Origin of the sequence: Pseudomonas sp. efr-133-TYG-5, assembly GCF_030209175.1 — a bacterium.
Taxonomy (GTDB): domain Bacteria; phylum Pseudomonadota; class Gammaproteobacteria; order Pseudomonadales; family Pseudomonadaceae; genus Aquipseudomonas.
The window spans coordinates 687,774-699,362 of sequence record NZ_JARVSM010000001.1 but is presented as its reverse complement, the minus strand read 5'-3'; the positions used below and the strand labels follow the sequence as shown (position 1 = coordinate 699,362).

General features: G+C 63.0%; 8 protein-coding genes. All 8 read right to left on the bottom strand.

Features of this window, described 5'->3' with window-relative positions; all coding sequences use genetic code 11:
• Nucleotide 1: 1 nt before the first annotated feature.
• On the bottom strand, nt 2-1,957 hold the full coding sequence (locus QRN70_RS03115; RefSeq protein WP_285415750.1) for an acetoacetate--CoA ligase: 1,956 nt from the start codon (nt 1,955-1,957) through the stop codon (nt 2-4).
• A gap of 110 nt (nt 1,958-2,067) precedes the next feature.
• Nucleotides 2,068-2,841, bottom strand: coding sequence for a 3-hydroxybutyrate dehydrogenase (gene hbdH, locus QRN70_RS03110; RefSeq protein WP_285415749.1), 774 nt, complete (start codon nt 2,839-2,841; stop codon nt 2,068-2,070).
• 7 nt (nt 2,842-2,848) lie between these two features.
• Nucleotides 2,849-4,240 (bottom strand): GntP family permease, encoded by a 1,392-nt coding sequence (locus QRN70_RS03105; protein ID WP_285415748.1) that lies wholly within the window; start codon nt 4,238-4,240, stop codon nt 2,849-2,851.
• Nucleotides 4,241-4,515: 275 nt separating this feature from the next.
• Nucleotides 4,516-5,931, bottom strand: a complete 1,416-nt coding sequence (locus tag QRN70_RS03100; RefSeq protein WP_285415747.1) for a sigma-54 interaction domain-containing protein — start codon at nt 5,929-5,931, stop codon at nt 4,516-4,518.
• Between the two features lie 44 nt (nt 5,932-5,975).
• Nucleotides 5,976-7,550 (bottom strand): ABC transporter ATP-binding protein, encoded by a 1,575-nt coding sequence (locus tag QRN70_RS03095; RefSeq protein WP_285417996.1) that lies wholly within the window; start codon nt 7,548-7,550, stop codon nt 5,976-5,978.
• A 26-nt stretch (nt 7,551-7,576) separates the two neighbouring features.
• Entirely contained in the window at nt 7,577-8,599 is a 1,023-nt protein-coding gene (locus QRN70_RS03090; protein WP_285415746.1) for an ABC transporter permease, read from the bottom strand.
• A complete protein-coding gene (locus tag QRN70_RS03085) occupies nt 8,599-9,660 on the bottom strand; it encodes a microcin C ABC transporter permease YejB (protein WP_285415745.1) in 1,062 nt (353 codons plus the stop codon). The genes QRN70_RS03090 and QRN70_RS03085 overlap by 1 nt, the downstream gene beginning before the upstream one ends.
• Nucleotides 9,660-11,528: an extracellular solute-binding protein gene (locus QRN70_RS03080; RefSeq protein ID WP_285415744.1), complete on the bottom strand. Its 1,869-nt coding sequence runs from the start codon at nt 11,526-11,528 to the stop codon at nt 9,660-9,662. The genes QRN70_RS03085 and QRN70_RS03080 overlap by 1 nt, the downstream gene beginning before the upstream one ends.
• Between the last annotated feature and the right edge of the window lie 61 nt (nt 11,529-11,589).

The window sequence follows — 11,589 nt, the reverse complement described above, 5'->3', positions numbered from 1 at the left end:
GTCAATGGCTCAGTTCCGGGCGCTGGCGAAACTGCTCCAGCGCCTCGGGATTGGCCAGGGCATCGGTGTTCTTCACCGGCTCGCCGTGCACCACATTGCGCACCGCCAACTCGACCACCTTGCCGCTGATGGTCCGGGGGATGTCGCTGACCTCGACAATCTTCGCCGGCACATGGCGCGGCGTGGTGTTGGCGCGGATCACCTGGCGGATCTGCTGCTCAAGTGCCGCATCCAGCTGCGCGCCAGGCTTGAGGCGCACGAACAGCACCACGCGCACGTCGTCCTGCCAGTGCTGGCCGATGGCGACGCTGTCGAGCACCTCTGGCACCTTTTCCACCTGACGATAGATTTCCGCAGTGCCGATGCGCACGCCGCCGGGGTTGAGTACCGCGTCGGAACGGCCGTGAATCAGCATGCCGCCGTGGGCCAATTGTTCGGCGTAGTCGCCTTGGGCCCAGACGCCGGGGAACAGGCTGAAATAGGATTTGCGCAGCTTTTCACCGTCGTCATCGTTCCACAGACCGATAGGCATCGCCGGGAAATGCCGGGTGCAGACCAGTTCGCCTTTTTCGCCGACCACCGCCTGGCCCGCGTCATTCCAAACTTCGACCGCCATGCCCAGGCTCTTGCCCATGATTTCGCCACGGCGCACCGGCAGCAGCGGGTTGCCGTTGACGAAACAGGAGACGATGTCGGTACCGCCGGACATCGAGGCCAGGCAGACGTCTGCCTTGACGTCGCGGTAGACGAAGTCGTAACTCTGCGGCGACAGCGCCGAACCGGTGCAGAGCAGGGTTTTCAGGCTGCTCAGGTCATGGCTGTCGCGAGGCCTGAGCCCGCTGCTTTCGAGGGTAGCGAGAAACTTCGGACTGGTGCCGAACACGCTGATGCGCTCATCGTCGATCAACTCCAGCAGACGCTCCGGGCCGGGATGGAACGGTGAACCGTCGTACAGCACCACCGCGCTGCCCACGGCCAGCGCCGAGACCAGCCAGTTCCACATCATCCAGCCGCAGGTGGTGTAGTAGAACAGGCGATCGGCCGGCCCCAGGTCGACGTGCAAGCCGTGTTCCTTGACGTGTTGCAGCAACACGCCGCCTGCGCTGTGAATAATGCACTTCGGCACACCGGTGGTGCCGCTGGAGTACAGCACGTACAGCGGATGGTTGAACGGCACCGGGACAAATTCCGGCTCGCCGCCCGGCTGATAAAACGCATCCCACAAGGTGACGTTGGCCCGGGTCTGGTAATCCTCGGCACGCGCCCGGGGCCGGGCGTAAGGCACGATGATCAGCTGTTGCAGCGATGGCAGTTGCGCGAGGATGCCGTTGATTTTTTCCGTCTGGTCGATGGTTTTTCCCGCGTAGCGGTAACCGGCGCAGGTGATCAGCACTTTCGGTTCGATCTGGCCGAAACGATCGATCACCCCGTGGCTGCCGAAATCCGGTGACGAGCACGACCAGACCGCGCCAAGGCTGGTCGTCGCCAGCATCGCCACCAGGGTTTGCCAGGTGTTGGGCATACACGCGGCCACACGGTCGCCGAGGCCGACACCGGCGGCGCGCAAGGCGGCCTGGAAGCCAGCAACCTGGGCGGCCAGTTCGGCCCAGGTCAATTGCTCGCGCTGGCCGTTTTCGGCGATGGCAATCAGCGCCACGGCATCGTCACGCCGGCGCAGCAGGTGTTCGGCAAAGTTCAGGGTCGCGCCGGGAAACCATTCGGCACTGGGCATTTGCCCGCCCTCGCGCAGCACGGCGTCGGGCTGGCTGTGAAAGCGGATGTCGAAGAAATCGACGAGCGCCTGCCAGAACGCGGGGCGCTGTTCGATGCTCCAGCGATGCAGGGCAGGGTAGTCGGCGATATGCAGCGAATGGCGTTCGTTGACGAAGCGCCGGAAGGTGTCCATGCGGGACTGGGCAATGCGTTCGGCATCGGGCTGCCAAAGAATGTCGGACATGGTTTGCCTCTGGTTTTCTGGTGGGTGCACAAGGCGAGCGTGCCGCAGCTGGACGTGGCGGACGCAAAAACGTGCTGCCGCCACGACGGCTCGGCAGGCGCAGTGGCCGATTACTGCGCCAGCCAGCCACCGTCGATATTCCACGCCGCGCCGCGTACCTGACTGCCGGCCTCGCTGCACAGAAACAGCACCAGCTCGCCCAGATGCGTCGGGGTCACGAACTCCAGCGACGGCTGTTTCTCGGCCAGCAGATCATGCTGCGCCTGTTGCGGGTCGACCCCTTTGGCGGCGCGATCATCGATCTGCTTTTGCACCAGCGGCGTCAGCACCCAGCCCGGGCAGATGGCGTTGCAGGTGATGTTGCTGGTGGCGGTTTCCAGACCGACCACCTTGGTCAGGCCGATCACCCCGTGCTTGGCCGCCACGTAGGCCGCTTTGCCGGTCGAGCCGACCTGACCGTGCACGGAGGCAATATTGACGATACGCCCCCAGTCTTTGGCGCGCATGCCCGGCAGGCTCAGGCGCGTGCTGTGGAACACCGAGGACAGGTTGATGGCGATGATCGAATCCCAGCGCTCCACCGGGAAGTCTTCAACCGCTGCGACATGCTGGATACCAGCATTGTTGACCAGAATGTCGACGCCGCCGAATTCACGCTCGGCGTAGGCAATCATCTCGGCGATCTGCGCCGGGTCGCTGACATCGGCCGGGTGGTGGCCGACCTTGCCGCCGAACTGCGCGACCTCGGCGATCACCGCCGAGGCATCGCCAAAACCGTTGAGGATCAGGTTGGCGCCGGCCTTGGCCAGCGTCAGCGCGATCCCGAGGCCGATGCCGCTGGTGGAACCGGTGACCAGTGCGGTCTTGCCCGAAAGAGTCGTCATGAATACCTCACACAATGCCAGTGGCGTAGAAAGTGCCGATTACCACAAAAACCGCCAGGGTCTTGATCAGCGTAATACAGAAAATATCTTTGTAAGCCTCGCGATGGGTCAGGCCGGTGACGGCCAGCAAGGTGATCACCGCGCCATTGTGCGGCAGGGTGTCCATGCCGCCGCTGGCCATCGCGGCCACCCGGTGCAGCACTTCCAGGGGAATGTTCGCCGCGTGCGCCGCCGCGATGAACTGCTCGGACATCGCCGCCAGCGCAATGCTCATGCCGCCCGAAGCCGAACCGGTGATACCGGCCAGCAGGGTGACGGTGATCGCTTCGTTGACCAGCGGATTGGGGATGCTCTTGAGCCAGTCGGCCAGCACCAGGAAGCCCGGCAGGGACGCGATGACCGCACCGAAACCGTATTCCGACGCGGTGTTCATCGCCGCCAGCAGTGCGCCGCTGACCGCGCTTTTGCTGCCCTCGGCGAGTTTGCTGCGAATCGCCTGGAAGCCGAACGCCAGCACCATCAGGATGCCCACCAGCAACGCGGCCTGCACCGCCCAGATCGCCGTGAGCTTGGCGATTTCCGTGGTCACCGGTGCAGCCATGCCGGGTAGCGCCAGGCTGTGGGTCTTGCCGTACCACTGCGGAATCCACTGGGTGAACAGCAGGTTCATGATGCCCACCGCGAGCAATGGCGAAAGCGCGATCCACGGGTTCGGCAACTCCAGGTCTTCGGCGGTTTCCGGCTCGTTACGCAACTCCGTGCCGTAACCTTCGCCGGCGCGCTGGGCCTTGTTGCGCTGGCGCTGGAGAAACAGCATGCCGGCGCAGAACACGAAGATCGTACCGATCACCCCCAACCACGGTGCCGCCCACGCGGTGGTGTTGAAGAAGGTGCTGGGGATGATGTTCTGGATCTGCGGGGTGCCGGGCAGGGCGTCCATGGTGAAGGAGAAGGCGCCCAGGGCAATGGTCGCCGGGATCAGGCGCTTGGGGATGTTGCTCTGGCGGAACATCTCGGCGGCGAACGGATAGACCGCGAATACCACCACGAACAGCGAAACACCGCCGTAGGTGAGCAGGGCGCAGACCAGCACGATCACCAGCATCGCCTGGCGCGTGCCGAGCAGGCGAATGGCGGCGGCGACAATCGAGCGCGAGAACCCCGACAGCTCGATCAGCTTGCCGAACACTGCGCCGAGCAGGAATACCGGGAAATACAGTTTGATGAAGCCGACCATTTTCTCCATGAACACCCCGGTGAATGCGGGCGCGACGGCGGAGGGATCGGTCAGCAGGACAGCGCCGAGGGCGGCGATGGGGGCAAAGAGAATAACGCTGTAGCCACGATAGGCCGCGAGCATCAGCAGCGCCAGGGCTGCCAAGGCGATGATCACACTCATGGAGTGCTCCTTCGATTGTTATTTTTGTGGGTGAGGCTGGACAGGAAGGAGCTTTAGCGAGAACTGTGCCATATGACTAAGTCATTGAAGTGTAAGGGAATAGTGTTGGGGTGGAGGGCGGGCGAAAGGGAATTGTCTCGTTTTGGAGAATTTATGCGGCGGGTCGGACGTCTTCGCGGGCAAGCCCGCTCCCACAGTGGTGCATATTTCTCCTGTGGGAGCGGGCTTGCCCGCGAAGCTTTCGATATAGTCCCTATATTGAGATTTGTGTCTCCCTATTGAGACTCTGCAATCCCCAGCGCAATCATCTTCTTGTACAACGTCGACCGCCCAAGCCCCAATCGCTCAGCCGCCTCGGTCACCTTGCCCCCGCATTGCGCGAGGGTGGATCGAATCAACTGGCGGTCAAAACGCTCCCTCGCCTGACTGAAGGTTTCGTGGGTGACAGGCTCTGACAGGGGCGTCAGTGTGCGCGCAACGGGGGTAAACGTACCGATTGCTGAACGAATGTCGCTTTCGGTGAGCACCAGGTCATCGCTGAGCAGCGCCGCCCGTTCCAGCACATTACGCAGTTCGCGGATATTGCCCGGCCAGGCATGCTGGCCGAGCAGCTGCAGCGCAGGGCGGTCCAGTTCGTGCTGGCTGCGCAGTTCTTCCAGGATCGCCTCGCTGAGCGCCGGCAGATCGTCGAGGCGTTCCCGCAAGGGCGGCACGCGAATCGGCAGCACGTTGAGGCGGTAATACAGGTCGGCGCGAAACTCGCCACGTTTGATCGCTGCTTCCAGATCCGTCGACGTCGCCGCGATGACCCGCACATCGCTCGAAATCACGTCATTGGAACCCACCGGTTCGAATTCTTTCTCCTGGAGCACGCGCAGCAGCTTGCTTTGCAGCGGCAGCGGCATGTCGCCGATTTCGTCGAGAAACAGCGTGCCGCCCTGGGCGATCTGCAACTTGCCGGTGCGCCCCTTGCGGTCGGCGCCGGTGAATGCACCGGGGGCGGTACCGAAGAATTCCGCCTCCAGCAGGGCCTCGGGAATCGCCGCACTGTTGACACTGACGAACGCCTTGTGCGCTCGCGGCGAAGCACTGTGAATTGCCTGGGCCAGCAACTCCTTGCCGGTGCCGGTTTCACCCAGCAGCAATACCGGAGATTCGGCACTGGCGCTGCGTCGGGCGCGGCGCTTGACCTCGAGGCTGGCGGCACTGGTGCCGATGAAGTGGGCGAAGTTGTATTTGGTCTGGCGCGCGCGCAACAGCGAGCGGGTCGAGGCCAGTTCTTCCTGCATACTCAGATAGCGCTTGAGCATCGGCGACAGCGTGCGCAACTCGTCGAACAGGGCGAAGCCGATTGCGCCGATCACCGCGCCGGCATCGTCGTGGATCGGCAGGCGCATCACCACCAGCGGCTCCTTGGGGGTGTCCTGCATGTCCAGCAGGATCGGCCGTCCGGTGCGCACCACCTCGCGCAGCAGGCTGCCGGGGATCACGCTTTCACACGGCTTGCCGATGGCGCCGGCAGCGGAGTCCAGGCCAAAGCGCCGGGCGTAGCGCTCGTTCATCCAGACGATATTCGCGTCGCGGTCGACAATCACCGTGCCTTCGCTGGATTGCTCGATGATCTCGAACAGCGAGCGGATCGCCAGGGTGCGAACCCGTTGGTAGTCCTTGAGGCTTTCGGTGGTGTTCATGACGAAGTCCATTGGCGAGGATCAGGGTGGCGCGGCAATTATGCCTAGCCCGGGTGCGCAGCCGCCAACAGCTCTTTGGTGTACGGATGCTGAGGCGCATCGAAGACGTTGTGGCTGGCACCGCGCTCCACCACTTTGCCGTCCTTGATCACGATCATGTCGTGGGCCAGCGCCCGCACCACCGCGAGGTCGTGGCTGATGAACAGGTAGGTCAGGCCGTATTTTTCCTGGAGCTGGCGGAGCAGGGCGACCACTTGTTTCTGTACGGTGCGGTCGAGCGCCGAGGTCGGCTCGTCGAGCAGGATCAACGCCGGTTTCAGCACCAGGGCGCGAGCAATGGCGATGCGTTGGCGCTGGCCGCCGGAGAACTCGTGCGGGTAACGATGACGGCTTTGCGGATCGAGGCCGACTTCCTCGAGCACGCGAATCACCTGGGCGTCGCACTCGGCAGCGCTGGACTGGCAGTGCACTTCCAGGCCTTCGCTGATGATCTGCGCCACCGACATCCGCGGGCTGAGGCTGCCGAACGGGTCCTGGAACACCACCTGCATCTGCCGCCGCCATGGGCGCAGCTGCTTCTGATCGAGGCCGTCGAGCGCGGCGCCCTGGAAGCGAATGCTGCCTTCGGAATCGAGCAGGCGCAGGATTGCCTGGCCAAGGGTCGACTTGCCGGAGCCGGATTCACCGACGATCCCCAGGGTTTTGCCGCGCTGGATGTTCAGGCTGATGCCATCGACCGCGCGCAGGTATTTCTTGCGCTGGAACAAGCCGCCGGCTACCGCGAAATCGACGCGCAGGTCGGTGACTTCCAGCACGTTCTCGCGCTCGTCACGCGGCAAGGCTTCACCTTCCGGTTCGGCGTTGAGCAGCACGCAGCTGTAGGGATGTTTCGGCGCGGTGAACAGGGTTTCGCAGGGGGCCTGCTCGACGATCTGCCCGGCCTTCATCACGCACACCCGTTGCGCGATGCTGCGCACCAGGTTGAGGTCGTGGCTGATCAGCAGCAGCGACATGCCCAGGCGCTGTTGCAAGGATTTGAGCAGCAAAAGAATCTTGCGCTGCACGGTGACGTCGAGTGCAGTGGTCGGTTCGTCGGCGATCAGCAGCTCCGGCTCGCAGGCCAGGGCCATGGCGATCATCACCCGTTGCCGCTGGCCGCCGGACAATTGATGCGGATAGGTCTTGAGGCGTTCCTGCGGTTTCTGGATGCCGACCAGCTCGAGCAGTTCGAGGATTCGCCGTTGCGCCGCTTTGCCACCCAGCCCGCGATGCAGCAACAGGGTTTCGCCGATTTGCTTTTCGATGGTGTGCAGCGGGTTGAGCGATGTCATCGGCTCCTGGAAGATCATCGCGATGCGGTTGCCACGCAGATCGCGCAAGGTCCTGGCGTCGGCGCCAAGCAGTTCCTGGCCGCGATAGCGGATGCTGCCGCTGGTCTGCGCTTCATTCTCCGGCAGCAGTTGCAGGATCGAGTGGGCGGTCACCGATTTGCCGGAGCCCGATTCGCCGACCAGCGCCAGGCATTCGCCGGGACGGATATCCAGGCACAGGTCGCGCACCACGGTCTGGCCATGGAAGGCCACGTTGAGCCCGCGGATTTCGATCAGGTTGTCTGTCATCTCAGTCTTCATCTCAGGTTCCTGGCTCAGGAGCGGGGGTCGAACGCGTCGCGCAACGCTTCGCCAATGAACACCAGCAAGGAAAGAATCAGCGCCAGGGTGAAGAACGCTGTCAGCCCGAGCCAGGGCGCCTGCAGGTTCTGCTTGCCCTGGCCGATCAGTTCACCCAATGAGGCGCTGCCGGCCGGCATGCCGAAACCGAGGAAGTCGAGGGCGGTGAGGGTGGAGATCGCTCCCGTCAGAATGAACGGCAGATAGCTCAACGTGGCGTTCATCGCGTTGGGCAGGATGTGCCGGACGATGACCTTACGGTCGGTCAGGCCCAGCGCCCGCGCTGCCTTGACGTATTCCAGGTTGCGTCCGCGCAGGAACTCGGCACGTACCACGTCCACCAGCGCCAGCCAGGAAAACAGTGCCATGATCCCCAGCAGCCACCAGAAATTCGGTTCGACGAAGCCGGACAGAATGATCAGCAGGTACAGCACCGGCAGCCCCGACCAGACTTCGAGCAAGCGTTGACCGAGCAGGTCGACCCAGCCGCCGTAATAGCCTTGCAGGGCGCCGGCCGCGATGCCGATCAGCGCGCTGACGAACGTCAGCATCAACGCGAACAGAATCGACACCCGTGCGCCGAAAATCACCCGCGCCAGGACATCCCGCGCCTGATCGTCGGTACCCAGCCAGTTCACCGACGACGGTGGGCTCGGCGCCGGTTTGTCGAGGTCGTAGTTCGGCGTGTCGTCACTGAACGGAATCGGCGGGAACAGCAGCCAGCCGCCATCCTTGCGAATCAGGTTCTGGACATAGTCGCTGCGGTAATCGGCCTGGAACGGCAGTTGCCCGCCGAACTCCTGCTCGGTGTGGCGCTTGAACACCGGGAAATACCATTGGCCCTGGTAACTGACCACCAGCGGCTTGTCATTGGCGATCAGTTCGCCACCCAGGCTGAGCAGGAACAGGCCGATAAACAGCCACAGCGACCACCAGCCCCGACGGTTTTTCTTGAAGCGCGCGAAGCGGCGCCGGCCCAGAGGCGAGAGCTTGAGCATCAGGCATTCCTCGCGGCGAAGTCGATGCGTGGGTCGACGAGGGTGTAGCACAGGTCGCCGATCAGTTTTATCAGCAGGCCGAACAGGGTGAAGATGAACAGCGAGCCGAACACCACCGGGTAATCCCGGGACACTGCCGCTTCATAACTCATGCGCCCGAGGCCATCGAGGGAAAAAATCACTTCGATCAACAGCGAGCCGGCGAAAAACACGCTGATGAACGCCTGGGGAATGCCCGACACCACCAGCAGCATCGCATTGCGGAATACGTGGCCGTACAGCACCCGGCGCTCGCTCAGGCCCTTGGCCCGCGCGGTGACCACATACTGGCGGGTGATTTCATTGAGGAACGAGTTTTTCGTGAGGATGGTCAGGGTGGCGAACCCGCCGATCACCAGGGCGGTGACCGGCAGCACGAGATGCCAGAAGTAATCGGCGATCTTGCCCAGGGTCGACAGCGATTCGAAGTTGTCCGACACCAGTCCGCGCACCGGAAACCAGTTCAGCGAGGTGCCGCCGGCAAACACCACAATCAGGAACATCGCGAACAGAAACGCCGGCATCGCGTAGCCAATGATGATCGCCGTGCTGCTCCAGATGTCGAAATGGCTGCCATGGTGCACGGCCTTGCGGATGCCCAGCGGGATCGAAACCAGATAAGTGATCAGCGTCGCCCACAGCCCGAGGGAGATGGTGACCGGCATTTTTTCCAGGATCAGGTCGGTGACCGTGGCGCCGCGGAAGAAGCTCTTGCCGAAGTCCAGTTGCGCGTAGTTCTTCAGCATCAGCCACAGGCGTTCGTGCGCGGGTTTGTCGAAGCCGTACTGTTTTTCGATGTCCTTGATCAGTTGCGGGTCGAGGCCACGGCTGGCGCGCGAGGTGCCGCTCATGGTTTCGCTCGAACCGCCGCCGACGTTACTGCCGCCGATGCCTTGCAAATGAGCGATGGCCTGCTCCACCGGCCCCCCGGGGGCAGCCTGGATGATCACGAAGTTGACCAGCAGAATGATCACCAGCGTCGGGATGATCAGCAGCAGGCGCCGCAGTATGTAAGCCCACATCAGCGCGGCCCTCCGGGTCTGCCACGGCTGATTTTCTCGGCCGTCATCTGCTGGTTGGTCAGCGGCGTGCTGCTGATTTCCCACCAGCTGTCGATCGCCTCGTCATTGCTCGCCTGCACCGTGGGGATGCCGAAGCGATTCCACCACACCGTGGAGGTGCCCGGCGGGTAATAGTTGGGAATCCAGTAGTAGTTCCACTGCAGCACCCGGTCCAGCGCATGAGCGTAATGCAGCATGTCGGATTGGGTCGAGGCGCGGATCAGGCCGTTGATGAGGGTGTCCACCGCCGGATTCTTCAGCACCATATAGTTGTTGGCACCGGGGTCGTTGGCCGAGGCCGAGCCGAAGTAGTTCAGCAGTTCACCGCCGGGGGAGGTGGTGACCGGGTAGCCGGTGACGATCATGTCGTAGTCGCGGCTCATCAGACGATTGACGTATTGCGAGGAATCGATACGGCGGATGTTGAGATCGATACCGATCTGTTTCAGCGTGCGCTTGTACGGCAGCAGCAGGCGATCCATGCCGTTCTGGCTGACCAGGAAGGTGAAGCTCAATGGCTCGCCCCGGGCGTTGACCAGCTGGTCGCCATCCGGCTTCCATCCGGCCTGCTCCAGCAGTTCGAGGGCCTGCAACTGCTTGTCGCGGATCACACCGCTGCCATCGGTTTTCGGCGCTTCGAAGACCTGGGTGAAGACTTCGTCGGGAACCTGGCCGCGCAGGGGCTCGAGGATTTTCAGTTCGGCTGCGTCCGGCAGGGCACGGGCGGCCAGGTCGCTGTTGGAAAAGTAGCTTTGCTGACGGATGTACAGGTTGCGCATCATCTGCCGGTTGCTCCACTCGAAATCCCAGAGCAAGGCCAGCGCCTGGCGCACCCGGCGATCCTGGAACATCGGTTTCTGCAAATTGAACACGAAGCCCTGGGCCGACTGCGGCGCTTCGGTGGCCAGGTGGGCCTTTTGCAGGCGGCCGTCGCTCAGCGCCGGGCTGTCGTAGCCAATCGAATAGCCAGTGGCGGAAAACTCGCGATTGTAATCGTAGGCGCCGCCACGCAGGACCTGGCGGGCGACGTCGGTGTCGCCGAAGTATTCGATACTGAAGTGGTCGAAGTTGTACAGGCCGCGGCTGACCGGGAGGTCCTTGCCCCACCAGTCGGGATTGCGCTCGAAGGTGATGCTGCGTCCGGAGTCGACCTTGCCGACCCGGTACGGCCCGCTGCCAAGCGGTGGCTCGTAACCGCCACCGCCGGCGAAGTCGCGGGTTTTCCACCAATGCTCGGGAAACACCGGCAGGGTGGCGATATCCAGCGGCAGGGTGCGGTTTTCGTTGCTCTTGAAGTCGAAACGCACGATCAGCGGCGCTTCCACTTCGACGCCTTTGACGTCGGCGAACTGGGTGCGGTAACGCAGGCTGCCCTGGGTCATCAGCAAGTCGTAGGTGTAGCGCACGTCTTCGGCGGTGATCGGCTTGCCGTCAGCGAAGCGCGCCTTTGGATTGATAAAGAAACGCAGGGACAGGCCGTCATCCGCACGTTCCATTTTCTCCGCCACCAGGCCGTAGACGGTGTAGGGCTCGTCCATCGAGCGTTGGGCCAGCGGCGAATACAGCATGCCGTCGATCTGGGTGACGCCGATGCCCTTGTCGATATACGGCAGCAAATGGTCGAAGTGGCCGATTTCGATGGCCGAACGGCGCATGGTTCCGCCTTTCGGTGCCTGCGGGTTGGTGTAGGCGAAGTGGCTGAAGCTGGCCGGGTATTTCGGCGCTTCGCCATAAACGGTCAGCGCATGCTGGGGAGCAGCGTTCACGGCGCTGGCAGCCAATAACAGGGCCACGGCAGTGAACATCAATGTGGAGAAAGCCAGTCGCATTGTCAGCCTTAGCGCCGGGTGATCGATAAGCGCAATTTGTACGCGAGCGGCGCGTCGCTCG